The sequence below is a fragment of the Streptomyces sp. NPDC002888 genome, assembly GCF_042888465.1.
GTDB lineage: Bacteria > Actinomycetota > Actinomycetes > Streptomycetales > Streptomycetaceae > Streptomyces.
In genome coordinates this window covers 47,519-71,717 of the sequence record NZ_JBIAPU010000003.1, presented here as the reverse complement: position 1 = coordinate 71,717, position 24,199 = coordinate 47,519, and the positions used below count along the sequence as shown (strand labels likewise).

21 protein-coding genes are annotated in these 24,199 nt (G+C 69.9%); 10 read left to right on the top strand and 11 right to left on the bottom strand.

Annotated elements, in window-relative coordinates:
• Positions 1-5: 5 nt before the first annotated feature.
• Positions 6-1,163, bottom strand: a complete 1,158-nt coding sequence (locus ACFYWX_RS05820; protein WP_389422717.1) for a winged helix DNA-binding domain-containing protein — start codon at positions 1,161-1,163, stop codon at positions 6-8.
• A gap of 666 nt (positions 1,164-1,829) precedes the next feature.
• Between ACFYWX_RS05820 and ACFYWX_RS05815 the strand changes: the two genes are divergently transcribed.
• From ACFYWX_RS05815 to ACFYWX_RS05795, 5 genes are all read left to right on the top strand, one after another.
• Positions 1,830-2,603, top strand: coding sequence for an isoprenyl transferase (locus ACFYWX_RS05815; RefSeq protein ID WP_389422716.1), 774 nt, complete (start codon positions 1,830-1,832; stop codon positions 2,601-2,603).
• A gap of 313 nt (positions 2,604-2,916) precedes the next feature.
• A complete protein-coding gene (locus ACFYWX_RS05810) occupies positions 2,917-4,242 on the top strand; it encodes a PhoH family protein (RefSeq protein ID WP_389422715.1) in 1,326 nt (441 codons plus the stop codon).
• A gap of 421 nt (positions 4,243-4,663) precedes the next feature.
• Positions 4,664-5,350, top strand: a complete 687-nt coding sequence (locus tag ACFYWX_RS05805; RefSeq protein ID WP_389422714.1) for a transglycosylase SLT domain-containing protein — start codon at positions 4,664-4,666, stop codon at positions 5,348-5,350.
• 59 nt (positions 5,351-5,409) lie between these two features.
• Positions 5,410-6,138, top strand: a complete 729-nt coding sequence (locus ACFYWX_RS05800) for a transglycosylase SLT domain-containing protein (RefSeq protein ID WP_389422713.1) — start codon at positions 5,410-5,412, stop codon at positions 6,136-6,138.
• 157 nt (positions 6,139-6,295) lie between these two features.
• On the top strand, positions 6,296-7,660 hold the full coding sequence (locus tag ACFYWX_RS05795; RefSeq protein ID WP_389422712.1) for an AI-2E family transporter: 1,365 nt from the start codon (positions 6,296-6,298) through the stop codon (positions 7,658-7,660).
• A gap of 34 nt (positions 7,661-7,694) precedes the next feature.
• On the opposite strand, the gene ACFYWX_RS05790 is transcribed toward ACFYWX_RS05795, so the two are convergent.
• Positions 7,695-8,228 (bottom strand): alkyl hydroperoxide reductase, encoded by a 534-nt coding sequence (locus ACFYWX_RS05790; RefSeq protein WP_389422711.1) that lies wholly within the window; start codon positions 8,226-8,228, stop codon positions 7,695-7,697.
• Between the two features lie 6 nt (positions 8,229-8,234).
• Positions 8,235-8,789, bottom strand: coding sequence for a peroxiredoxin (locus ACFYWX_RS05785; protein WP_389422710.1), 555 nt, complete (start codon positions 8,787-8,789; stop codon positions 8,235-8,237).
• A 164-nt stretch (positions 8,790-8,953) separates the two neighbouring features.
• On the opposite strand from ACFYWX_RS05785, the gene ACFYWX_RS05780 reads away from it, so the two are divergent.
• The 4 genes from ACFYWX_RS05780 to ACFYWX_RS05765 all read left to right on the top strand — a co-directional run bounded on the left by ACFYWX_RS05780 (position 8,954) and on the right by ACFYWX_RS05765 (position 11,888).
• A complete protein-coding gene (locus ACFYWX_RS05780) occupies positions 8,954-9,895 on the top strand; it encodes a LysR substrate-binding domain-containing protein (RefSeq protein ID WP_389422709.1) in 942 nt (313 codons plus the stop codon).
• A gap of 207 nt (positions 9,896-10,102) precedes the next feature.
• A complete protein-coding gene (locus ACFYWX_RS05775) occupies positions 10,103-11,017 on the top strand; it encodes a MarR family transcriptional regulator (protein WP_389422708.1) in 915 nt (304 codons plus the stop codon).
• A gap of 51 nt (positions 11,018-11,068) precedes the next feature.
• On the top strand, positions 11,069-11,455 hold the full coding sequence (locus tag ACFYWX_RS05770) for a roadblock/LC7 domain-containing protein (protein ID WP_389422707.1): 387 nt from the start codon (positions 11,069-11,071) through the stop codon (positions 11,453-11,455).
• A gap of 4 nt (positions 11,456-11,459) precedes the next feature.
• Positions 11,460-11,888 carry a hypothetical protein gene (locus ACFYWX_RS05765; RefSeq protein ID WP_389422706.1) on the top strand — a complete coding sequence of 143 codons (429 nt, stop codon included), beginning with the start codon at positions 11,460-11,462 and terminating at the stop codon, positions 11,886-11,888.
• A 93-nt stretch (positions 11,889-11,981) separates the two neighbouring features.
• Here the strand turns inward: ACFYWX_RS05765 and ACFYWX_RS05760 are convergent, their stop codons facing one another.
• The 5 genes from ACFYWX_RS05760 to ACFYWX_RS05740 all read right to left on the bottom strand — a co-directional run bounded on the left by ACFYWX_RS05760 (position 11,982) and on the right by ACFYWX_RS05740 (position 16,794).
• Entirely contained in the window at positions 11,982-14,312 is a 2,331-nt protein-coding gene (locus tag ACFYWX_RS05760) for an ABC transporter permease (RefSeq protein ID WP_389422705.1), read from the bottom strand.
• On the bottom strand, positions 14,309-15,001 hold the full coding sequence (locus tag ACFYWX_RS05755; RefSeq protein WP_389422704.1) for an ABC transporter ATP-binding protein: 693 nt from the start codon (positions 14,999-15,001) through the stop codon (positions 14,309-14,311). Before ACFYWX_RS05755 ends, ACFYWX_RS05760 begins: the two co-directional genes overlap by 4 nt.
• Positions 14,998-15,522 (bottom strand): PadR family transcriptional regulator, encoded by a 525-nt coding sequence (locus ACFYWX_RS05750; RefSeq protein WP_389422703.1) that lies wholly within the window; start codon positions 15,520-15,522, stop codon positions 14,998-15,000. Before ACFYWX_RS05750 ends, ACFYWX_RS05755 begins: the two co-directional genes overlap by 4 nt.
• Before the next feature lie 94 nt (positions 15,523-15,616).
• Positions 15,617-15,874: a hypothetical protein gene (locus tag ACFYWX_RS05745; RefSeq protein ID WP_389422702.1), complete on the bottom strand. Its 258-nt coding sequence runs from the start codon at positions 15,872-15,874 to the stop codon at positions 15,617-15,619.
• Entirely contained in the window at positions 15,871-16,794 is a 924-nt protein-coding gene (locus ACFYWX_RS05740) for an SPFH domain-containing protein (protein ID WP_389422701.1), read from the bottom strand. Before ACFYWX_RS05740 ends, ACFYWX_RS05745 begins: the two co-directional genes overlap by 4 nt.
• A gap of 243 nt (positions 16,795-17,037) precedes the next feature.
• Between ACFYWX_RS05740 and ACFYWX_RS05735 the strand changes: the two genes are divergently transcribed.
• On the top strand, positions 17,038-19,344 hold the full coding sequence (locus ACFYWX_RS05735) for a transglycosylase domain-containing protein (protein ID WP_389423055.1): 2,307 nt from the start codon (positions 17,038-17,040) through the stop codon (positions 19,342-19,344).
• A 65-nt stretch (positions 19,345-19,409) separates the two neighbouring features.
• Here ACFYWX_RS05735 and ACFYWX_RS05730 read toward each other — a convergent pair whose 3' ends face one another.
• From ACFYWX_RS05730 to ACFYWX_RS05720, 3 genes are all read right to left on the bottom strand, one after another.
• On the bottom strand, positions 19,410-21,653 hold the full coding sequence (locus tag ACFYWX_RS05730; RefSeq protein ID WP_389422700.1) for a SpoIIE family protein phosphatase: 2,244 nt from the start codon (positions 21,651-21,653) through the stop codon (positions 19,410-19,412).
• 295 nt (positions 21,654-21,948) lie between these two features.
• Positions 21,949-22,638: a DUF402 domain-containing protein gene (locus tag ACFYWX_RS05725; protein WP_389422699.1), complete on the bottom strand. Its 690-nt coding sequence runs from the start codon at positions 22,636-22,638 to the stop codon at positions 21,949-21,951.
• 83 nt (positions 22,639-22,721) lie between these two features.
• Positions 22,722-24,128: a class II fumarate hydratase gene (locus tag ACFYWX_RS05720; RefSeq protein WP_389422698.1), complete on the bottom strand. Its 1,407-nt coding sequence runs from the start codon at positions 24,126-24,128 to the stop codon at positions 22,722-22,724.
• Between the last annotated feature and the right edge of the window lie 71 nt (positions 24,129-24,199).

Sequence of the window (24,199 nt, the reverse complement as noted above, 5' to 3'; positions counted from 1 at the left end):
GCCCCTCACGCATGCGGCCCCACCGTCACCTCCCCGACCACCAACTCCGCACGCGCCTCCAGCACCTCCCCCACCCGCGCGACCCGCTCGCTCAGCTCCCGCTCCTGCCGCGCCGTCAGCCGCCCCAGCGGCTCCACCGTGACGGTCGTACGACGTCCCTGGCGCCGCTGGTGCCAGACCCCGGCCACCACGCCGTCGACGACCAGCACGGGGAAGTTCCCGGCCTGCCCGCCCGCCAGCGCCCGCCGGTACGCGGCCCCCGGGAACAGCAGCTCGCGGGGCTGTGCGGCGATGACGTACGCGTCGAAGTAGGGCAGCAGCCGCACCCCTCGTACGGGCTCGTCGGGGAAGACCGTGTCGCCCGCCGCCACCCAGGCCGGCGCGCCCTCGAACAGGACCTCCTCGATCTCGCCGCCCTCCGCGAGCCCGGCGAACAGCCGGGCGGCCCAACCACCGGGAGCCGCCAGCCACTTGGCGAAGTGCTGGGGCGTCGCGGGGCCGTAGGCGCGCAGATAGCGGCGTACGAGCAGCCGCAGCGCCTCCTCCCCGGGCACCGGGGCGAAGCGGGGCGGGCGGGTGTACGTCACCTTGCGGCCCCGGTTCGGCCCGAAGCACAGCGCGCCCGCCTGCCCGGCCCGGTGCGTGACCTGTCGCCAGCGGGGCCACAGGTCCTGGAAGGCCGGCATCACCCGGTCGCCGGCCCAGGACCCGGTGCGGGCGACGACCTCCTCGCCCAGCTCGTCCAGTGTCAGACACCGGCCCTCCAGCGCGTCACCGATCGCCGTCACCACCTGCGCGGCCTGCTGCTCCGTGAGCCGCACGTCGGGTGCGAAGGGACTCGGCCCGGTCGGCACTGCGGTCAACGCACCGCTCCAGAGGCCCAGTTCGCGAGAGGCCAGCAGGTGCACGGTCCCACGTGGTCCGTGCGTCTTCACCAGTGTGCCGTCGTCCGCCAGCGCCGCCCGTACGTCCGCCCGGGTCACCCCGTCGGCCCGCATGCCCACCGACACCTCGGCCGCCGACGACACCTGTGCGTGCGCGCCCAGCATCGCGGCGACGACGTCGGCGACGGCCGTCGGCGTACCGGCGCTCACAGGATTGGCCAGGAACTGTCGCTCGAAGCGCCGGGCGCTCGCCTCGGCCCACGTGATGCTCACCGTCATGAGGCGACGCTAGGCCCGCACTAGGTCAGAACATGTCCTACACGCGGTGTCCACATCGTTATCGCCCGCGGCTCGCTTCCGCGACTCCTTCTCACGTAAGTTCAGACCAAGGTAATTCGCGTGAGCAAAGCTGCGCGGGCGGTACCGCGCAGAGGAGGGGGCTGCGCGGTGCTACCACCGTCAAACGGCCGTTCGCGGCCCGGTCCCCCGTCGGGGGGACACAGGGCCGATCCGGTGACCGACACGTAAGATTCGCCGAACCTGCGGAATCTCTGCACATCTCGCCGTAATGCCCCGAGAATCCGCTTTCTTTCGGCCATGAACAGCCCCCGAAACGGTCCCGAATCCCCCGATCCGCCCCCCTCGCGCGTCGCCGGGTGACTCCGGAGAGTAGTTGTGGCACGCCGATGCGCGCAGCATCACTTACGAAGGGTTATGGTGGAGTCCCCCCCTCGGGCCGGTCCGTCTCCCCCCCACGGACCGGCCCGTTTTTTGTCCCCGGGGGCATTTCAGGAGACATTCGGGGAACGCGCTCCGAAGGGCCGCCGCGACACGCCGCGTGACAACTCGCACCCGCTCACGCGCACCCCCTGCCCAAGGCGTACCGCACACCCCGGTACCCTTCCCCCGCGGGGACCGCCACCGTACGGAGGGGCTGACAATCACGTGAACCTGCGCGACAAGCTGCGCGGCCTGCTGGTCAGGCTGTACGCACGCCGGGTGGAAGGCCACCTGGACCACGCTCAGGTGCCCAAGCACATCGGCGTCATCATGGACGGCAACCGCCGCTGGGCGAAGGCCGCGGGATCGACCACCGTCCACGGCCACCGGGCCGGCGCCGAGAAGATCGAGGAGTTCCTCGGCTGGTGCAGCGAGACGGACGTCGAGGTCGTCACCCTGTGGCTGCTGTCGACGGACAACTTCGACCGCGCCAAGGAAGAGCTGGTCCCGCTCCTCGGCATCATCGAGGACGTCGTCCGCACCCTCGCCGCCGACGGCCGCTGGCGTGTCCACCACGTCGGCACGCCCGACCTGCTGCCGTCGCAGATGCAGACGGCGCTGAAGGAGGCGGAGGAGACCACCGCCCACATCGACGGGATACTGGTCAACGTCGCCATCGGCTACGGCGGCCGCCAGGAGATCGCCGACGCCGTCCGCTCGATGCTCCTCGACGCCCGGGACAAGGGTGTCTCCATGGAGGACCTCGCCGACTCCGTCGACATCGACATGATCGGCCGCCACCTCTACACCGGCGACCAGCCCGACCCCGACATCGTCATCCGCACCAGTGGCGAGCAGCGGCTGTCCGGTTTCATGCTCTGGCAGACGGCGCACTCCGAGTACTACTTCTGCGACGTCTTCTGGCCTGCCTTCCGCAAGGTCGACTTCCTGCGCGCGATGCGCGACTACGCGGCCCGCCACCGTCGGTACGGGGGCTGACGGACGCACCGTTCCCCCGGACGGCGTACACCCCTTAACACGGAGTTCACCGGCTCGCCGTCATATGCCGTGGCATGGCGGCGCATTTTCGAGGGCATAAGGCAAGCAGGTCGACGCCCGAACCACGGGTGTCGGATCTCAGCGGACGGCACGGGGCCGTCCGCCCGGGAGGCCCTTTGCACCAGCCCGATCGTGCGGTCACAGCACGGACGACAAGGCGGAGGGCCGGTTTTCGGCCCGTGCAGGGCGGCCGACGACCGGTCCAGCTCCACTCCGTCGCTCCCCGACCTCATCCGAGGGGGTACGTCCTTCCGTGGTGACCAGCGCAAAGCGCCACAAGTCAGACCGGCGCACCTATGTTCTCGACACCAGCGTTCTGCTGGCCGACCCGAACGCCATGACTCGCTTCGAGGAGCACGAGGTCGTGCTCCCCATCGTCGTGGTCACGGAACTGGAGGCCAAGCGGCACCATCCCGAACTCGGCTACTTCGCCCGGCAGGCGCTGCGCCTGCTCGACGACTACCGGGTCAGGTACGGCCGTCTCGACGCCCCCATCCCGATCGGGGACCTCGGCGGAACGATCCGTGTCGAGCTCAACCACTCGGACCCCAGCGTGCTGCCCAGCGGCTACCGCCTGGGGGACAACGACTCCCGCATCCTCGCGGTCGCCCGCAACCTGCAGGCCGAGGGGTTCGACGTCACCGTAGTGTCGAAGGACCTCCCGCTCAGGATCAAGGCGTCGTCGGTCGGTCTCCTCGCCGAGGAGTACCGCGCCGAACTCGCCATCACGGACTCCTCCGGCTGGACCGGAATGTCCGAACTGACCCTGCCCGGCGAGCAGGTGGACATCCTCTTCGAGGAAGGCCACGTGTACGTCCCCGAGGCCTCCGAACTCCCCGTGCACACGGGTCTGACCATCCAGTCGGAGCGCGGCAAGGCGCTCGGCCGGGTCACACCCGAGGGCAACATCCGTGTGGTGCGCGGTGACCGGGAGGCGTTCGGCATCAAGGGCAGGAGTGCGGAGCAGCGCATCGCGCTCGACCTCCTGCTCGACCCGGACGTCGGGATCGTGTCCATGGGCGGCCGGGCCGGCACCGGCAAGTCGGCGCTGGCGCTGTGCGCGGGTCTGGAGGCGGTCCTGGAGCGCCGCCAGCACAAGAAGGTGATGGTCTTCCGTCCGCTGTACGCGGTGGGCGGGCAGGAGCTCGGCTATCTGCCGGGGTCCGAGGCCGAGAAGATGAGCCCCTGGGCGCAGGCGGTCTTCGACACGCTGTCGGCGGTCACCAGTCGCGAGGTCATCGAGGAGGTCACCGCGCGCGGGATGCTGGAGGTGCTTCCGCTCACGCACATCCGCGGCCGCTCCCTCCACGACGCGTTCGTGATCGTCGACGAGGCTCAGTCGCTGGAGCGGAACGTCCTCCTGACCGTTCTGTCCCGAATCGGCGCCAATTCGCGGGTCATTCTGACCCATGATGTGGCGCAAAGGGACAATCTGCGGGTCGGCCGGTACGACGGTGTCGTCGCCGTCGTCGAGAAGCTGAAGGGGCATCCGCTCTTCGCTCACGTCACCCTGACCCGGTCCGAGAGGTCCCAGATCGCCGCGCTTGTGACCGAAATGCTGGAGGATGGGCAAGTCTGACCAACTCTGGTCAACGTGATGTAGTTACCAGCCAGTTGGCGCCGCCCGGCAAAGGCGAAGAGCCTAGCCGGGCGGCGCTTCTGTGTCCGGCGGAACCCAGGAATCGCCTCGGCCAAACGGGATGTGAGCTTTCACACGCAACTCGGAATTGCCACCCGGCGTCGGGTTACGGCAGAGTCTCACTCCTGTCAGGCCCCGCATACGACACATCTGTACCCCCAGCGGTACGGCATCACAGAAGCACCACCTTCAACTCCATACTTCCGTCGTATGCCGCCCGAGTCATCACGCGGCGCTCCCTTCGTGGGAGTTGCCCACCGGGTCCGCGCCTCCCGTGACCCCGCAGTTGGGAGGCCAGAGCCAAGGGGCACGATTGCGTCCGCCAGGGTCACCGAAGCGGGCGATGCTGGAAGGAAACCGTGTGAGCCGGATCTCGGTCCGGGGATTCGCAGTGGCCTCGGCCACGGCGGTCACCGCTGTCGGAAGTGTCGTCGGCGTTGCCTCGGGCAGCACCGCAGCGCAGAACAACGATGCCGAAACGACGGCGAGCGACTCGACGCTCCTCGCTGACATCCCTGCCGGCCAGCAGGCCCAGGTACAGACCGCCTCCCTGACGCAGCAGGCCGACTTCCAGGCCATCGCAGCGGACGAGGGCGCGAAGAAGGACGCCGAGGAGTCGGCCCGCAAGGCGGCCGCCGACACCGCCATCGCGAAGAAGGAGGCCGCCGAGAAGGCGGCCAAGGAGGCCAAGGAGCGCGCCGAGGCGAAGTCCACGGCCAGCCGCAGCTCCTCCAGCTTCCCCATCCAGAGCTCGTACAACATCGCGCAGATCCAGGCGATGGCACGGCAGATGGTCCCCAGCGGCCAGTTCCAGTGCTTCAGCAACATCGTGAACCACGAGTCCAGCTGGAACTACCACGCGGTCAACGCCTCCTCCGGCGCCTACGGCCTCTTCCAGGCACTGCCCGCCGGCAAGTACTCCTCCGCGGGCGCCGACTGGCAGACCAACCCGGCCACCCAGATCAAGTGGGGCCTGAACTACATGAACGACCGGTACGGCAGCCCGTGCGACGCATGGTCGTTCTGGCAGGCCAACAGCTGGTACTGAGCCTACGCAGACCCGACCGGTCAACCTTTCCCCTGTCGACTTAGCAGTAAGGAAACCGTGTGAGCCGGATATCGGCCCGGGGATTCGCCGTGGCCTCGGCCACCGCCGTCACCACTGTCGGCGCTGTCGTGGGAGTTGCCCAGGGCGGCGCAGCACAGCCCGCAGGCGACGCCGAGGCGACGGCGAGCGACTCGACCCTCCTCGCGGACTTACCCGTAGGCCAGCAGGCCGAGGTACAGACCGCCTCCCTGACACAGCAGGCCGACGTCCAGGCCAACGCCGCGGACACCACCGCCAGGAAGTCGGCGGAGGAAGCGGCCCGTAAGCAGGCGGCCAAGGACGCGGTGGCCAAGCAGAAGGCCGCCAAGGAGGCCAAGGACGCCGCGGACCAGGCGAAGAAGGCCTTGCAAGAGGCCAAGGAGCGCGCGGAGACGAAGACCCAGTCCACCCGTGCCTCGACCCGGGACGTCGGCAGCTTCCCCCAGCAGTCGTCGTACTCCGTCTCCGAAGTCCAGGCCATCGCACGCCAGATCGTGCCCGCCGGCCAGTTCCAGTGCTTCAGCAACATCGTGAACCACGAGTCCACCTGGAACTACCAGGCCACCAACCCCACTTCCGGGGCCTACGGCCTCGTCCAGGCCTACCCCGCCGGGAAGATGGCGTCCGCCGGTGCCGACTGGCGCACCAACCCGGCCACCCAGATCAAGTGGGGCCTGAACTACATGAACGAACGGTACGGCAGCCCCTGCGATGCCTGGGGCTACTGGCAGGCCAACGGCTCCTACTGAGCCGACGCCGCCGCGGACCGCTCAACCTCGCGCAGCCCCTCCCCGTCCTCAGGGGAGGGGCTTTCGCCCTGTACGGTCGCCTGTACGGCCGCCCGTGCGGCCGGAACCGACGACTCCTGGGTAAGTGGTGTCGAGAGACGGGGGAAGAGGACCGATCATGTCGCGAGTGCCAGGGTGGCTCGGTCGGCTGGGCGCCGGTCTGTCCGAGGTGGGGGAGCGGCTCGACGAGCGCCGCGCCGAAGCCGGGCGGGAAGACGCCGCCGCGCCGGAACCGGCACCGTCCGGCGCCGTCGTCACGCCCGCCGAACCGCTCCCGCCCCCCGCTCCGCGCCCTGATCCCGCGCAGGCCGTGCCGTGGGGGGTCAGGGTCGCCGCTGAGGCGGGCTGGCGACTGCTGGTGCTCGCCGGGACCGTCTGGGTCCTGATGAAGGTCATCAGCGCCGTGCAGCTGGTCGTCCTGGCCTTTGTCGTCGCGCTGTTGCTCACCGCGCTGCTGGAACCCACCGTCGCCCGGCTGAAGCGCCTCGGCGTGCCCCAGGGGCCCGCGACCGCGATGACGGCGATCCTCGGGTTCGTCGTGATCGGCCTGATGGGCTGGTTCGTGACCTGGCAGGTCATGGAGAACATCGACGACGTCTCCGACCAGGTCCAGGACGGCATCGACGATCTGCGCCTCTGGCTGCTCAACAGCCCCTTCCACGTCACTGACAAGCAGATCAACGGCATCGCCAAGAACCTGCGCGAGGCGGTCGGCGCCAACACCGACTCGATCACCTCGGCGGGACTGGAGGGTGTCACGGTCGTGGTCGAGAGCCTCACCGGCATCCTGCTCTCCTTCTTCTCCACCCTCTTCCTGCTCTACGACGGCAAGCGCATCTGGGAGTGGACGCTCAAGCTGGTCCCCGCCGCGGCCCGGCCGGGCGTGGCGGGTGCGGGGCCGCGGGCCTGGGCGACGCTCACGGCGTATGTGCGCGGCACGGTGCTGGTGGCGTTGATCGACGCCATCTTCATCGGCCTCGGCATCTACTTCCTCGATGTGCCCATGGCCGTCCCGCTCGCCGTGTTCATCTTCCTGTTCTCCTTCATCCCGCTGGTCGGCGCGGTGGCCTCCGGGGCGCTGGCCGTCGTCGTCGCGCTGGTCACGCAGGGCGTTTTCACCGCGGTGATGACCCTGGTGGTCGTGCTGGCGGTGCAGCAGATCGAGGGCCACATCCTCCAGCCGTTCATCCTCGGCCGCGCGGTGCGGGTCCACCCGCTCGCGGTGGTCCTCTCGGTCGCGACAGGAGGCATGGTGGCCGGCATCGGCGGCGCGATCGTCGCCGTACCCCTGGTTGCCGTGACCAACACGGTGGTGGGTTATCTGCACGCCTACTCCCGGGAGCCGGCGCAACGACAGACACCGCAGCCGAGGGAGGACACGGCAGCGGATACGGCACCTGTGGCGGCGCCGGAAAGTCATAGCGAGAACGCTTCTCCGGTGCAGGACGCCGCCAACGCCGAAAGCCCCGCCCACCAAGGGTGAGCGGGGCTCGGGGGTCCTTGGAGCCGAACCGGCGTTACTCGGAGAGAATCGCCTCCGCGTCGAGGGTCACGCCGACCGCCTGGATCACCGAGGCGATCTTGAACGCCTCCTGGATGACCTCGCGGTCGAGGCCCGCCTTGCGGAGCACCTGCTCGTGCGAGTCGAGGCACATCCCGCAGCCGTTGATGGCGGACACCGCGAACGACCACAGCTCGAAGTCGACCTTGTCGACCCCGGGGTTGCCGATGACGTTCATCCGCAGTCCCGCGCGCAGGTTGCCGTACTCGTGGTCCGACAACAGGTGACGGGTGCGGTAGAAGACGTTGTTCATCGCCATGACGGCGGCGGCCGACTTGGCGGCGGTGTACGCCTCCGGCGAGAGGTTCGCCTTCGCCTCCGGCTCCAGCTCGCGCAGCACGATCGGTGAGCGCGACGCGATGGCGGTCGCGAGCACGGTGCCCCACAGCTGCTGGGCCGGCAGGTCCGAATTGCCGATGACCGAGCCCAGGTTGAGCTTCAGGTCCTTGGCGTAGTCCGGTATCGAGGACTTCAGCGCATCCAGCGACATGTCAGATCACTCCCCGGCCAGCAGCTTGACCGGGTCGAGCGTCTCGTCGCCCTTGCTCCAGTTGCACGGGCACAGCTCGTCGGTCTGCAGGGCGTCCAGGACCCGCAGGACCTCCTTGGGGTTACGGCCGACGGAGCCGGCGGTCACCATGGAGAACTGGATCTCGTTGTTCTGGTCGACGACGAAGACCGCGCGCTTGGCGAAGCCGTCCTCGTCCTCGATGCCCAGGTCGCGCATCAGCTCGTGCTTGGAGTCCGCCATCATCGGGAACGGCAGGTCACGCAGGTCGTCGTGGTCCTTGCGCCAGGCGTGGTGGACGAACTCGGAGTCGCCGGAGAAACCGAGGACCTGGGCGTCGCGGTCGGCGAACTCCTCGTTCAGCTTGCCGAAGGCGGCGATCTCGGTCGGGCACACGAAGGTGAAGTCCTTGGGCCAAGCGAAGATCACCTTCCACTTGCCTTCGTAGGTCTTGTGGTTGATCCTCTCGAACTCCTCGCCCTTCTCCAGCGAGACGCAGGCGTTCAGTTCGAACTCGGGGAACTTGTCACCGACAGTGAGCACATGCTCTCCTTGCAGCGAAGAAACGCCCCTAAATATGGGCGTTTCCCATGGGTTGGACGTTGTCGATGTTGGCACAGGGTGCATTGATTAGTGAAATAGCTACACTCGGTCAGGTTGATCGGAGGGATCTATCAGTGAGTGTCGGCACCGTGGGAAAGAGTGCCGTGGGCAAGAGGCGTCAGCCCAGTCTCGCGCAGCTGCGCGCCTTCGCCGCCGTCGCCGAGCACCTCCACTTCCGGGACGCGGCGGCCGCGATCGGCATGAGCCAGCCCGCCCTCTCGGGTGCCGTCTCCGCGCTGGAGGAGGTGCTGGGGGTGACCCTGTTGGAGCGTACGACGCGCAAGGTGCTGCTCTCCGCGGCGGGTGCGCGGCTCGCCGTCCGGGCGAAGGCGGTGCTGGCCGAGGTAGGCGCCCTGATGGAGGAGGCCGATGCGGTCCGGGCGCCCTTCACCGGGGCCCTGCGGCTCGGCGTCATCCCCACCGTGGCGCCCTACCTCCTGCCCACCGTCCTGCGCCTGGTCCACGACCGCTATCCGCACCTCGACCTCCAGGTGCACGAGGAGCAGACCGCGAGCCTGATCGACGGCCTGAACACCGGGCGGCTCGACCTGCTGCTGCTCGCAGTGCCGCTCGGTGTGCCCGGTGTTGTCGAACTGCCTCTCTTCGACGAGGACTTCGTGCTCGTCACCCCCCTCGACCACTGGCTCGGCGGCCGGGAGGGCATCCCGCGCGAGGCGCTCAAGGAGCTCAACCTGCTCCTCCTCGACGAGGGACACTGCCTGCGCGACCAGGCCCTCGACATCTGCCGGGAGGCGGGCCGCGAGGACGCCCCGGTGACCACCACCGCCGCCGGCCTGTCCACGCTGGTCCAGCTCGTCGCCGGCGGCCTCGGCTGCACGCTGCTGCCGCGCACCGCCCTCAAGCTGGAGACGACCCGCAGCGACCGGCTCCTCACCGGCTACTTCGCCGACCCCGCCCCCACCCGGTGCATCGCGCTGGCCATGCGGACGGGGGCCGCGCGCGGTGCCGAGTACGGGGAGCTGGCGGCCGCCCTGCGTGAGGCGCTGCGACCGTTGCCGGTACGGGTGGTGGACGGCGAGGACTGATCCCGCCGCCCCCCTCCCGTTCGGTCAAATGAGCGCCGAACACAGCGAATTGGGCCCCGCGAGAAGGCAACTTCCGTCAGGCGGGGGCAGGTAGGGACAGGTGGCAAAGCCTGCGAAAATCCCCCGCTGGAATATGCGCCCGGACTGATACATCTTCCCCCCTCAGCGCTACGCGTCAGGCGTGTGTGCGAGCTGGCAAGGGGAGTGATGTCGGGCTACGAGCTGCTGGCACGCGACCTCGCCGCGTGCGGGCGTGACGGCTTCACCGGCGAACTGCGGGTGTTCGGGACCCCCGGCGGCACCTTCCACCTGCGTGACGGACTCGTCGTCTCGGTCGCCTCCCCCGGCGCGCCGGGCCCGGAGGCGCTGCTGCTGCGCTCCGGCCGGGTCGGCGGCGAGCGGTGGGGCGAGCTGGTGCGCGAGTGCGGCGGCTCGCCCTGGCCGGCAGCCGCGCTGATCGCCCACGGGTACGCCGGGGCCGCCCAGTTGCGGGTGGTGTGCGTGATGGCGCTGCGGGACGCGGCGTTCGCGGTCGCCGTGGGCCGCGTCGACGGCTGCGAGCCCGTCCCCGGTGCCGAGCCGCCCGCCGCCCCGGTCGCCGTCGGTGAGACGCCGACCCGGCTGCTCCAGGACACGGCCCGCAAACTGGCCGCGATCGCCGCGCTGCCGTACCCCGTGCGCCCCGACCGGGAACGCCCCGTACCCGCGCTGCTTTCCTGCGTCGGGGCGCGGATGACCGCCCTGCAGAACGAGTTGCTCGCGCACGCCGACGGCCGCCGCACCGCCCGCGACCTCGCCTTCCGCACGGGGCGCGGGGTCTACACCGTCACCGTCGAGATCGCCCGGATGCTCGCCGAGGGGTTCCTGGAGTGCGCGGGGGCGCCCGTGCCGATCCCGGTGCGGCTGCCGGCCGACGGCCACGGCGTACGGCCGCGTGAACCGGCCCCGCCGCCCGGGCCGCGGCCCACACCACCGCCGGGCCCCGAACCGCCCCTCTCCGCCCCCGCCGCGCTGCCCCGACGGCAACCCGGTGCCAGCGGCATCGGCGAAGCGCTCGACCCGCCGAAGGGCGGATCGAGCTGGAAGGAGTTCTTCCGCCTCCGGAACTCGACCACGAAGTGACGCACGCCAGTTGACCGAACTGAACCGAACCGAACCACGGGAGTTGCGTATATGGACCACAAAGCCCTCGCGCTGGAAATGCGTGGCCTGCGGGAGCAGGTGGCCGGAATCACCGACACGGCGGTGGCCGCCGCCGACGGACTGCTCATCGCGGCCGACACCGCCGACTCCATCGACCCGGAGGGCCTCGCCGCCCTCGCCGCGGCCGGGCTCGGCCTCGCCCGCCGCACCGCCGAGGCGACCGACCGCGGCGCCCTGCACCGGACGGTGACCTACGGCAGCCACGGCTGCGCCGCTTTCTACGCCGTCGGCAACACCGCGCTGATGGTCGTGCTCGGCGACGAGGGACTGGACGTGGAGCGGCTGCACCGGGCGACCCAGCCGACCCTCGACCGGATCGGATCGATCCTCACTCAGAAGGCCCCCGAGGGAGTGTGAAGGGATGTCGACGAAGCGAATGTCCCCCAATTTCTCCGACCAGGTGATGGGCCTGGTCAAGTCCCTGCGCACCGATGCCCCCGACTGCGTGGCCGCCGGCCTGGTCGACATGTCCACGGGCATGCTGCTGTCGTACGAGACCGTCGACAACCACCCGCCCGAGGTGCTGGACCTGCTGGCGGGCGCGACCCTCGACCTGTTCCAGGGCCGTACGGTCGTGATGATCGAGGACGTCTTCAAGGAGCGTCGCGGGATCACCAACGACGACCACTTCTTCCAGGAGATCCTCGTCAACAGCGAGAACCTCACCCACCTGTTCGTGAGGATGAACGAGCAGCAGGACGTCGTCGCCGTGGTCGTGTGCCGCAAGTCGGTGAACGTGGGCATGCTCTTCGCCCAGGTACGGCGGGTGGTGAAGGAGTACAGCCTCTAAGGCGAGCCTCTGAAACAGGCCTCCGAAACGAGCGAGGGCCCCTCCCGGCGTCAGGGGGAGGGGCCCTCGGTTCATTCGGTGCTCACCGGGTGCCTACTCGGTGCGCAAGCCGTCCGGCCGCAGCAGCCGCAGCAGCGGCGGCAGGCTGAGCAGCGTCACCACCAGGACGACGGCGGCGCCGATGCCGGTCATCGACAGCATGCTCGCCCAGTCCACGGCCACCGGGGTGTCGGTCATCTTCAGCAGGACCGCCCCCAGCGTCAGCCCCACCGTCGAGGCCAGTGCCAGGCCGAGACCGATCGGGATCGCCGTCTGCCACAGCACCGACAGGCTCAGCGTGCGGCGCCGGGTGCCGAAGGCGACCAGCGCCGACAGGAGCTTCTTGCGCTCGCGCAGTTGCTCCAGCTGCGACACCAGCAGGCTCGCGCCGATCAGCGCCAGCACACAGGCGGCGCCGACGAAGAGGCCGGTGCGGATCTTGTCGAAGGAATCCGCGCGCGTGCTGGACGCCCACATCATCGGGTCGGCGGCCGGGTCGATCCGGTGGGTCGTGTTGCGCACGTACTCGGGTGCGTCCGCCAGCGCATGGTCGAGCCCGAGGTAGATCTGGCCGTCGATCCCCTGCTCGGCCCCCGCGGGCATTGCGCTCGGCGTCATCAGGAAGCCGCCGCGCTTCATCCCGGTCGGGTCGTCGATCGGTCGACCCTGCTTCACGTCCGCCGGCACCTTCCAGGCGACAGGCTTCTCCCCACCGTCCTCGTCGGCCGGGTCGAACCACAGCGTCGTGCCGGGCTTCGCCAGATCGGGCGTCTCCGCTTCGTACCCGTCGTACGGCACGGCGAAGGCGTCACCCTCCTCGCAGGAGGGCAGGGAAGCCACCTCGCGCAGGGACGCGCAGTCGGCGATGGTGACCGGGGTGAAATCATCGGAGCCCTTGCGCCGGTCACCGAGGTAGCCCTCGTTGAAGGCGAAGACCTTCTCCACTCCCTTGGTCGCCTCGTACTCGGCCGCCGCCTTGGCGAGCGGGGTCCCGTCCGACAGGGCCACCTGCATCTGGGCGCGGCTGAGGTCGTTCGCGGAGTCCTTGGTGTACTGACCCTCCACCCCGGAGAACAGCATCTGCAGCGCGATGGCGCCCGCCACCGCGACCGCGATGCCGTTGACCATGCGGGCGGCCGTGCCGCTGCTCAACTGAAGGCGCCGGATGGCCAGTTGCCAGGCGACGCCGCCGGAGCCGAGCCGGTTGACGACCGCCTCCACGATCCACGGCAGCAGCGCGGTCACGCCGACGAGCAGCAGCAGGACACCGCCGGTGACCAGGTACTGGTTGAACTCCCCGCTGTTCCGGCCGTTGCCGATCATCGGGTAGAGCATCCCGAGCCCGCCCAGTGGCAGCAGCAGCCGCCACCACAGCCGGCGCCGCGGGGGCTTCGCCGTACGCACCACGCCGAGGGGCTCGATCACCACGCCCCGCAGCGCGAGCAGGGTGACCAGCACGGCGGCGGCCGGAACCGCGACCGCGACCAGCAGGGCCAGCGCGGGGGAGGGGGTCAGATAGCTGGGGAACACGCTCACGTCCTCCAGCTCCATGGAGCCGGCGGCCTCCCGGCCGATCAGGAAGAAGACCGTGCCGAGGACCAGGCCCACCACCGAGCCCGCGAGGGCCTCGCCCGCGGCGATCCGCCGGGTCATCCGGCTGTCGGAGCCCACCAGCCTGAGGGCCGCGAGTCGCCGGTCCCGCCGCTCGCCGCCGAACCGCACGGCCGCGGCGATGAAGACGCCGACCGGCATCAGCAGCACCACGAACACCACGAGGACCAGCAGGACAAGGATGGGGTCCGTCTGCTCCTCGGTCGGCTCGGTGTCGCCGAAGTGGTCGATGCGGGCGATCCGGTAGGTGTCGTCCGAGAGCGCGAGGGTGTCCACGCCGCGGAAGAAGGCGAGCTCCTGGGAGCCGATCAGGCCGGTCTCACCGATGGTGCCGACGATCCGGTCCGACAGCCGCTCCCGCAGCAGCTTCCCGTCGTCCGACTCCAGCAGCCGCTTCAGCGCCGGGGAGACCACCATCTCGCCCACCCCGGGGTACTTCGCGACTCCCGGCGGCAGCGGCGCCCGGGGCCCCTCGGGCTGCACCTCCCGCCCGCGCACGTCCTTCTCGCGGAAGGTCGTGGGGACATCGGCGACCAGCAGCGTGTTGTTGCCTTTCGGTATTTTCGCGTTGTTGTACGTGACGTCCGTGCGCGCTTCCTCCCGGTCGTGCCGGACGGACAGCGCGTTCGGGATCGCGGTGGTGAGCAGCAGCAGCGCCACGCCGAGCCCCACACCGACGGCGGTGAGCAGCATCCGCGCCCACCCCTCGCGTCCGCCGGCGAAGGCGAACCTGGCCCCCATGCCCAGGTCCCTGGACCACTGGCGCAGTCTCATACGACGCGCTCCATGTCCCGGGACTTCCCGTCCCGTACGACGATCTCGCGGTCGGAGTAGGCGGCGACCCGTGCCTCGTGCGTGACGAGCACGACGGCCGCGTTGGCCGAGCGGGCCGCGTGCGTCAGCAGCTCCATCACGCGCTCGCCGTTGAGTGAGTCGAGCGCGCCGGTCGGCTCGTCGGCGAACAGCACCCGGGGGTTGGTGACCAGCGCCCGGGCCACGGCCACCCGCTGCCCCTGACCGCCGGAGACCTCACCGGGACGCTTCTTGCTCAGGTCGTCGACCTCGAGCTGCTCCATCCAGGTGAGCGCGGCCCGCTCGGCCTCCTTGCGGGAGGTGCCGTTCAGCCGCAGCGGCAGCGCCACGTTCTCCACACAGGTCAGCTCGGGCACCAGCTGCCCGAACTGGAACACGAACCCGAACTCGGACCGGCGCAGCGCACTGCGCTGGGCGTCACTCATGCCGGCCAGCTCGCGCCCGTTGTACGTGATCGACCCGGAGTCGGGCGTCACGATCCCGGCGAGGCAGTGCAGCAGCGTCGACTTGCCGGACCCGGAGGGGCCCATCACGGCGACGACCTCACCGGGGTGGATGGAGAACTCGGCGCCGTCGAGCGCGGTGGTCGGCCCGTACGCCTTGCGAAGGTTCTCGGCTGCGAGCAGGGAACCGGGGGGAAACGTCGTCACTGGGACACCGCCTCACGAAGTTTGTCGAGGCGTGCCGCCGTCAGCTCGAGCCAGCGCAGGTCCGCCTCCAGGTGGAACAGCGCGTGGTCGCAGATGAGCTGGTCGGCGAGGTCGCCCTTGCGTTTGCGGTCGGTCAGGATGCGCATGCTGCGCAGGTGCTCCGAGCGCTGCGCGTCGAGGATGTCGGCCGCGTTGCGCTGGGTGAGCAGTGCGAGGACGACCTTGGTGTACAAGGTCGACTGGAGGTACGGCTCGGGCTTCTCCGGCGTCGCGAGCCACCGCTCCACGTCGGTGATCCCGGCGTCGGTGATGGCGTATCGCTTCCGCTCCGGGCCGCCGCCCGCCTCGATCCCGTCGACCTCGACGAGCCCGTTCTTCAGCAGTCGCGACATCGTCGAGTAGACCTGGCCATAGTGCAGCGGCCGGTCGTGACCGAACTTGTCGTCGAAGGCCCGCTTGAGGTCGTAACCGTGGCGCGGCCCGGACTCCAGGAGCCCTAGAAGGGTGTGACCGATGGACATGCTCAGCACAATACACACGGTGTATACGCCGTGTGTATACGCGGCGTGTGTAGGCCGTGGCGGGGCGTACGACCGTGCAGGTGGGGGCCGGTTGTCACGGTTCTGCTACACGCCCGCCGCCGTCGCTCGGCGGCCGGCCGCGCCGGGGCAGGGGGCCGGCGTCGCCCGGCAGGCGCCCGGCCTCCTTGAGGGCCCGGCGCAGCAGGAACTCGATCTGCGCGTTCGCCGAGCGCAGCTCGTCCCCGGCCCACCGGGCCAGTGCCTCGTACACCAGCGGGTCCAGCCGCAGCAGCACCTGCTTGCGCTGCTGCGGCCGACGCTGAGGGCCACCGCCCTCGGAAGGGGCCGTCACTGGTAGAGGGTTCCGGTGTTCAGTACGGGCTGCGGCGCCCGGTCCCCGCACAGCACGACCATCAGGTTGGACACCATCGCCGCCTTCCGTTCCTCGTCCAGTACCACGATGTCCTGCTCGGTGATCCGGGCCAGCGCGGCCTCGACCATCCCGACCGCCCCGTCCACGATCTGCCGCCGGGCCGCGACCACCGCGCCGGCCTGCTGGCGCTGGAGCATCGCCGAGGCGATCTCGGGGGCGTACGCGAGGTGCGTGAAGCGGGACTCGATGATGTGTACCCCGGCCGCCTCCACGCGCGCGTGGAGTTCGACGGCGAGCTTCTCGGTGATTTCCTCGGCGTTGCCGCGCAGCGAGAGCCCGCCCTCGTCATGGGCGTCGTAGGGGTACTCGATGGCGATGTGCCGCACGGCCGCCTCGGTCTGCGTGGAGACGAACTCCAGGAAGTCGTCCACCTCGAAGGTGGCCTGCGCGGTGTCCTCGACCTTCCACACCACGACCGCGGCGAGCTCGATCGGGTTGCCGTAGGCGTCGTTGACCTTCAGGACGGCGGTCTCGTGGTTGCGGACGCGGGTGGAGATCTTCGTGCGCGAGGTGAGCGGGTTCACCCAGCGCAGCCCGTCCTCTCGGATGGTCCCCCGGTAGCGCCCGAAGAGCTGCACCACCCGCGCCTGGCCCGGTGCCACGGTGTTCAGGCCGCACATGGCGATGAAGGCGGCGAGGCCGACCAGGATGCCTATGACGATCAGTGCGGCCTTGGCGCCGGTCGCGGTCACCGTCGAGCCCGCGACGATTGTCCCCACCCCGGCCGCCAGCCCGAGCAGGCCCAGGATCAGGGCGAGCCCGCCGCCGATGCTGTGCGCGGCGAACTCCCGTACGCGTGGAGCGGGCATCTCGGGTGCGTCGGATGCGTGAGTCGACATGATGTCCCCCGTTTCGTTCACTAGCTTGGGTCTAGCTAAGTGATATCACATTAACCCTCAGAGCAACCCTCCGCCGTCCTCAGTCGTCGGTTCCCTTGGGCGAGGTGCTGATTGTCACGCCCGCAAAGCACATGATCGACGGACCTTTGTCACATCTCCCGGTGTTAGCTTTCTGAGCTGACCTGACGGGCGAACCTGTGTGACACATGAGCACACATGAACGAAGCGGAGCGGATCGGACTCATGGGACGAGCGGAAGAGAGAAAAGCGCGACAGCGTGGTGGCCGCCGCGCGGCGCCCAAGAGCCGCCGTTCGTCGCGGGCCGCGGGCGGAGAGAAGAAGAGCCTCATACGCCGGCTGTTCACCTGGAAGAAGATCCTCGGCACGTTCCTCGGCGCGTGCCTGCTCGGCATCGGCGGCTTCATCGTGCTGTACCTGACGACGCCGATCCCCCCGGCGAACGCCGAAGCCAAACTCCAGAGCAACGTCTACAAGTACAGCGACGGCTCGATCCTGACGCGCAACGGCGACGTCAACCGTGAGGTCGTGGACCTCGCCGAGATCTCCAAGCCCGTCCAGCGCACCTTCGTCGCCGCCGAGAACAAGTCCTTCTACAAGGACCACGGCGTCGACTTCAAGGGCACCGCCCGCGGTCTGCTCAACACCGTCTCCGGCAAGGGCGCCCAGGGTGGTTCGACGATCACCCAGCAGTACGTCAAGAACTACTACCTGACCCAGGAACAGACCGTCACGCGCAAGCTGAAGGAACTGGTCATCTCGCTGAAGCTGGACCGGGAGAAGTCCAAGGACTACATCCTCGCCGGCTACATCAACACCAGTTACTACGGCCGCAGCGCCTACGGCATCCAGGCCGCCGCCCAGGCCTACTACCGCGTCGACGCCGACAAGCTCTCCGTCGCGCAGGGCGCCTATCTCGCCGCGCTGCTCCAGGCGCCCAGCCAGTACGACTGGCAGGCCGCGGGCCCGGTCGGCAAGAAGCTGGTCCAGCAGCGCTGGAACTACGTCCTGGACAACATGGTCGAGGAGGGCTGGCTCGACAAGAGCGAGCGTCAGTCCATGCAGTTCCCGAAGCCCGAGGAACCCAAGCCCTCGCCCGGCATGAAGGGCCAGATCGGCTACCTGGTGCTCGCCGCCAACTCCACCCTGGCCAGTCAGCTCGTCGACCAGGGCGTCGCCGAGAACACCAAGCAGGCCCAGGCCATGGTCGGCGCCGGCGGCTGGACGATCACGCTCAACATCGACAGGAAGAAGCAGGCGGAGCTGGAGAAGTCCGTCAAGCAGCAGCTCACCAGCAAGCTCGACGCGAAGAAGCGCAAGGTCGACGGGAACGTCCAGGCCGGCGCCGCCTCGGTCGACCCGAAGACGGGCGCGGTCGTGGCGATGTACGGCGGCACGAGCTACCTGGACCACTTCACCAACAACGCCACCCGCCGCGACTACCAGCCCGCCTCCACCTTCAAGCCGGTGATCCTCGCCGCGGCCTTCGACGAGGACGCCGAGACCCAGGACGGCGACCCGATCACGGCGAACACCATCTACGACGGCACCAGCAAGCGGCCCGTCGTGGGCAGCGACATCGGCTTCGCCCCGGAGAACGAGGACGACCGGGACTACGACGACGTCACCGTGCAGACGGCGATGAACAAGTCGATCAACTCCGTCTTCGCGCAGATGGGCGTCGACGTCGGCATGGACAACGTGCTGAAGGTCGGCAAGGACCTCGGCATGGACACCGAGGGCCTGAAGGCGGTGCCGGCGCAGACCCTGGGCACCATGGGCGCGAGCCCCCTGGAGATGGCCGGCGTCTACGCCACCCTCGACAACCACGGCACCAAGGTCACCCCGGCCCTCATCAAGTCCGTGGAGAACAGCGTCCACACGGTCACCCAGCCGGACCCGATCGGCGACCAGGTCATCAGCCGGGACGCCGCCGACGGGGTCACCTCGGTACTCACCGGGGTGGTCGACGACGGTACGGCGCAGGAGTCGGTCCGCAACAACCCCGAGCGCAACGGCCAGAAGGTCGCCGGCAAGACGGGCACGTCCGACAACAACAAGTCCGCCTGGTTCACCGGTTTCACCCCGAGCCTGGTCACCTCCGTCGGCCTCTTCGGCGAGGACGCCAAGCCCCCGCACCCCCAGGTCACCCTGACCGGCGCCACCGGCCTCATCCAGAGCCCGGGCCGCATCAACGGCGGTGGCTACCCGGCGAAGATCTGGGCGGCGTACACGTTCGGCGTCCAGACCAAGGTCACCAAGTTCGACCTGGAGACCGACCAGGGTGCCGCGGTCCAGAAGCCGTCCCCGTCGCCGTCCCCGTCGAAGTCGCCCACGGAGTCCGAGACGCCCTCGTCGTCTCCGTCGTCCTCGTCCCCCTCGCCGTCCCGGTCCTCCGGGTCACCGTCCCCGTCCCAGTCCTCGCCGAAGCCCTCCCAGTCCCAGTCCCCGTCCCCACCGGCGAGCCCGTCCCTGCCCAGCCCCTCGGACCCGGAAGACCCCCTGGACCCGCAGGACAGAGAGCAACCGTGACCTGAGCACATGAGAAGGGCGCCCGGTGAAAACACCGGGCGCCCTTGATGCTTCAGTTCGTCTCATCATCTGTTGAGCTCGAACCACACAACCTTCCCGGTGCTGAGCCGAGTGGCCCCCCACCGCCTGGCCAACCGATTCACCAGGTACAGCCCACGCCCACCCTCGTCGGTGGCCCGAGCCTGCCTGAGCCGAGGCAACTGCGGCACGTCGTCACCGACCTCGCACCGCAGCACATCCGTCCGCAACAAGCGCAACGTGATCGGCCGCGAGGCATACCGCACCGCGTTGGTCACCACCTCGCTGACCAACAACTCCACCGAGTCACTGAGGTCCTCCATCCCCCACCGCGACAACGCCCGCCGAGCCAGCCGACGCGCACGCCCCGGAGCCATCTCCTCCGGCTCCAGGAACCAGTACGCCACATCACTCGGCGCGATCCCGTCGAACCGCGCGGCGAGCAGCGCGATGTCGTCGTCCCGGTCACCGGGACCGAGCATGTCGAGGACCTCGTCGCACAGGGCCTCCAGGGGCGGCGGATGGTCCGGCCCGGTCAGCTGCGCGGTGGCGGCCAGCTTCTCGCGCAGCTGCTCTATGCCGGTCCACACGTCCCGCAGACGCGACTCCACGAGCCCGTCCGTGTACAGCAGCAGCGTCGCCCCGGCGGGCGCGTCCAGCTCCACCGCCTCGAAGTCGACACCGCCCACCCCGATCGGCGCGCCCGGCGGCACCCGCAGCACCTCGGCCCGGCCGCCCAGGTGCAGCAGGACGGGCGGGGGATGGCCGGCGTTGGCGATCGTGATGCGGTGCGACACCGGGTCGTAGACCGCGTACAGGCAGGTCGCCATGCGGTCGGTGCCGAGGCGCTGGGCCTGCTCGTCGAGGTGGTGCAGCACCTCCTGCGGCGGCAGGTCGAGCCCGGCGAGGGTCTGCGCGGTCGTGCGCAGCTGGCCCATGATCGCCGCGGACGTCATGGAGTGGCCCATGACGTCGCCCACCACCAGCGCCACCCGGCTGCCCGGCAGCGGGATGGCGTCGTACCAGTCGCCGCCGACGCGCGCTGTCTCGGCGGCCGGAAGGTAGCGGGACGCCAGCCGGACGCCCGTCGGCCGGGGCAGGGTCTCGGGCAGCATGGTGCGCTGCAACTCGTCCGCGATGTACGCCTCACGCCCGTACAGCACCGCCTTGTCGATGCCGAGCGCGCTGTGCGTGGCGAGCTGGGCGGCGACCAGCAGGTCGTCGGGCTCGAAGGCCATGCGCTCCGGGCGGCGCAGGAAGACCGCGGCACCGATGACACGGCGCCGGCCGCGCAGCGGCGCGAGGATCGCCCGCTGCCCCTCGGGTACGACGAAGTCGCCGCTGTCGCCCAGGAGCTCGGGCAGCGCGTCCAGGGCGCCCGGGGAGTCGGCGAAGACCGGGCGCACCCCGCGCAGTACCTCGGCGAGCGCCCCGCCGTTGCGCACCTCGCACAGCTCGGCGGTGACGGCCGACAGCTCGGACGGCTCCTGATGCGGCGCGGGCAGCGCGAAACCGAGCTCGGTGTCCCGCTCCGTCGGGATCCGGTCGGTGCGGCGCAGCCGCAGCAGGAGGGGCCCCGTCGGCCGCTCGTCGCCGACCGGCAGCGGGTCGCGCAGATAGACGAGGATCGCGTCGGAGAAGGTCGGCACGGTGGCCCGGCACAGCCCCATCACGATCTCGTCCAGGTCGATACCGCGGGCGATCCGCCGGGTCGCGGCGCCGACGAAGCGCAGCCGGTCGCCGTCCCGGCGCATCGGCGTGGGCCGGCCGGGCGCCACCCCCTGGCCGGTGCGCCGTTCCTGCCCGTCGTCCCCGTCCTGGCTGATCAGTCCGTCCCGCCCGTCCTGGGTGTTCTGTGCGCCCTGTGCGCCCTGTGCGCCCTGTGCGCCCTGTGTGTCCTGTTCGGTGGGTTCGCCCTGTGGGCTCTCTCCGCCCTCGGTGCCCTGCTCGGCGCCGTCGGGCTGGATCGGGATGCTCTCGGGCGCGGGCCGCGGCCGGTGGGTGTCGGCTTCGGCGACGGCGGCGGGCTGGGAGTGCTCGGGGCCGGTGCCGGCCGGGTCCACCCCCTTGCCGCACGGCGTCGTCGTACCGGAGGGCTCACCGGCGTGGGCCTGCGCGCTCTGCGAACCCTGTGCGGTCTGCGAGCTCTGTGTGCTCTGCGAGGTCTGTGGTGGTAAGGCGGATGCGCCGGGCGCGCGCGCCGGCGTGGAGGTGTGCAGGAGCGCCCCGCGGGGGTCCGTGGGGTCGACGCCCGCCTCGGGGCGTTCGTAGGAGATGGGGTGCTCCGTCACGCGTGTCGAATCCGTCCGTCCGGGGCTGCGCGCCGCGCGTGCAGTTGGTCCCGCAGAAATCCCGATACCCGGAATACATGCCCCAGGAACGGAATTCCCACGTGGTCAGAGGTTGTTCCTGTGCCGCCGGTGGACCGGGCGTGGTCCGTACCGGTGTTGCCCTCGTACCCGTCGCTCACGTCCTGCCGCCCCTCGGTGACATTAGGTCAGACTCGGCGCTTGCTCCGGGAGTTGCCGCTGTGCGCCCTTGCGGAGGACGATCCTACGTTTGTTGCCCCGGGGCGCATCAAGGGTCTCATGAGGACACGTGCGCGGGCGTACGGTCCCAGTCCTCCGGAAGCAACGGTACGTCCCAGGACGAATCCGGGCGCCAGTGCTGCCATCCTTCCGAGAACGGCGGCCCCCAGGCGCGGATCACCTCCACCGCGGCCCGCCCCGCCTCGCGCACCCGCTCGGCGAGTTCCTCGTCCACCAGTCCGTCCCGCTGGGCCTGCGCGAACTCGTCCTCGTCGCGCCAGTGCCAACTGTGGTCCGGGTACACGGAGATGTCCAGAAAGTGATCCTCGGAGTCGACCCCGCCCGCCCAACGGACCAGCGGCTCCTCAAGATTCACGTACCAGCTCTTGAACTGCCAGCCCGGATCCCAGAACAGCCACACCGACCACGGTTCGCCGGGCCGCGCCAGCTTCAGCACACCGGTGCCGAACCACCGGTCCCGCTGCACGGTGCGCGGCTTGGTGTAGCGCGACTCCAGCGGTTCCACATGCACGGACGTACCGTCGGCGAGCACGGGCTTCACGCACTCCGTCCCCGGCGCCAGCCATACGGCGAGCAGTTCGTCGTCGTCACGGACGACGGTCACGGGACGCGCGATGTGGAACCGCTTGCCGGCGTTCTCCCGGTACCGCCACAGGATCCGACTCCCGGGCGCCCAGTGGTTCGCAGGACCCGCTTCCACCCGTCTCACCGCTCCGCCGTCTGCCATGCACAGATATTAGGTGCCATGGCCATATGACGCTGCGGCGCGTGTCACGGTTCACGCCGGGGGCGTGCGGAATGCGCAAACGGTTACGGGCGCGTCATCCGCAGGACATCCAGCGCCTCGTCGAGCTGTTCGAGGGTGAGGTCGCCGCGCTCCACGTACCCGCTGTCCAGGACGACCTGACGGATCGTTTTGCGCTCGGCGAGGGCCTTCTTGGCCACCTTCGCGGCCTCCTCGTACCCGATGTACTTGTTGAGCGGGGTCACCACCGACGGAGACGACTCGGCGTACTCACGGGCCCGCTCGCGGTTGGCGGTGACACCGTCGACGGTGCGGTCGGCGAGGAGCCGCGAGACGTTGGCGAGCAGCCGGATCGACTCCAGCACGTTCTTGGCGATCACCGGGAGCATGACGTTGAGCTCGAAGTTCCCGGCGGCACCGGCGGTGGCCACGGTGGCGTCGTTGCCGACGACCTGCGCGCACACCATGAGCACGGCCTCGGGGATGACGGGGTTGACCTTGCCGGGCATGATCGAGGACCCCGGCTGCAGGTCGGGCAGGGCGATCTCGGCGAGACCGGTGCGGGGGCCGGAGGACATCCAGCGCAGATCGTTGGCGATCTTCGTCAGGCCGACGGCGATCGTGCGCAGCTGCCCGCTGGTCTCGACGATGCCGTCCCGCGCGCCCTGCGCCTCGAAGTGGTCGCGTGCCTCCGTCAGCGGCAGCCCGGTGGTGCGGGCGACCTCCTCGATCACGGCGGCGGAGAAGCCGGGAGGCGTGTTGATGCCGGTGCCGACCGCCGTGCCGCCGAGGGGCAGCTCGGCGAGCCGGGGGAGGGAGGCCTGGAGCCGTTCGATGCCGTAGCGCACCTGGGCCGCGTAGCCGCCGAACTCCTGCCCCAGGGTCACCGGCGTGGCGTCCATGAGGTGGGTGCGCCCGGACTTCACCACGTCGGAGAACTCCTCGGCCTTGCGCCCGAGGGAGTTGGCCAGCTGGTCCAGGGCCGGGACGAGGTCACGGGCGACGGCGGCGGTGGCCGCGATGTGGATCGACGACGGGAAGACGTCGTTGGAGGACTGCGAGGCGTTCACATGGTCGTTGGGGTGCACGCCCCGGCCGAGCCGCTCGCTCGCCAGCGTGGCGATGACCTCGTTGGTGTTCATGTTCGACGAGGTCCCCGACCCCGTCTGGAACACGTCCACGGGGAAGTGCTCGTCCCACTGCCCATCGACGACCTCGGCGGCCGCCTCCTGGATCGCCTCGGCCACGTCCTTGTCGAGCACGCCGAGCCGCGCGTTCACCTTCGCGGCGGCGGCCTTGATCCGGCCGAGGGCCTCGATGTGGGCCCGTTCGAGACGCTGCCCCGACACGGGGAAGTTCTCGACGGCGCGTTGCGTCTGCGCGCGCCACTTGGCGTGCGCGGGGACGCGGACCTCGCCCATGGAGTCGTGCTCGATGCGGTACTCGGCCGCCTTGTCCTGCTCGTCGGTCATCGACGATCACCTCCACGTCTCACAGCACTCGCGATGCGATCACTGTTCCCCGTGGAGGCGAATCGTCACGC

Bases quoted from the DNA above. Each gene is read 5' to 3' on its own strand.
- ACFYWX_RS05820 (WP_389422717.1), bottom strand. From the start codon at position 1,163: ATGACGGTGAGCATCACGTGGGCCGAGGCGAGCGCCCGGCGCTTCGAG.
- ACFYWX_RS05795 (WP_389422712.1), top strand. From the start codon at position 6,296: ATGTCGCGAGTGCCAGGGTGGCTCGGTCGGCTGGGCGCCGGTCTGTCC.
- ACFYWX_RS05790 (WP_389422711.1), bottom strand. From the start codon at position 8,228: ATGTCGCTGGATGCGCTGAAGTCCTCGATACCGGACTACGCCAAGGAC.
- ACFYWX_RS05775 (WP_389422708.1), top strand. From the start codon at position 10,103: ATGTCGGGCTACGAGCTGCTGGCACGCGACCTCGCCGCGTGCGGGCGT.
- ACFYWX_RS05770 (WP_389422707.1), top strand. From the start codon at position 11,069: ATGGACCACAAAGCCCTCGCGCTGGAAATGCGTGGCCTGCGGGAGCAG.
- ACFYWX_RS05765 (WP_389422706.1), top strand. From the start codon at position 11,460: ATGTCGACGAAGCGAATGTCCCCCAATTTCTCCGACCAGGTGATGGGC.
- ACFYWX_RS05760 (WP_389422705.1), bottom strand. From the start codon at position 14,312: ATGAGACTGCGCCAGTGGTCCAGGGACCTGGGCATGGGGGCCAGGTTC.
- ACFYWX_RS05750 (WP_389422703.1), bottom strand. From the start codon at position 15,522: ATGTCCATCGGTCACACCCTTCTAGGGCTCCTGGAGTCCGGGCCGCGC.
- ACFYWX_RS05740 (WP_389422701.1), bottom strand. From the start codon at position 16,794: ATGTCGACTCACGCATCCGACGCACCCGAGATGCCCGCTCCACGCGTA.
- ACFYWX_RS05735 (WP_389423055.1), top strand. From the start codon at position 17,038: ATGGGACGAGCGGAAGAGAGAAAAGCGCGACAGCGTGGTGGCCGCCGC.
- ACFYWX_RS05725 (WP_389422699.1), bottom strand. From the start codon at position 22,638: ATGGCAGACGGCGGAGCGGTGAGACGGGTGGAAGCGGGTCCTGCGAAC.
- ACFYWX_RS05720 (WP_389422698.1), bottom strand. From the start codon at position 24,128: ATGACCGACGAGCAGGACAAGGCGGCCGAGTACCGCATCGAGCACGAC.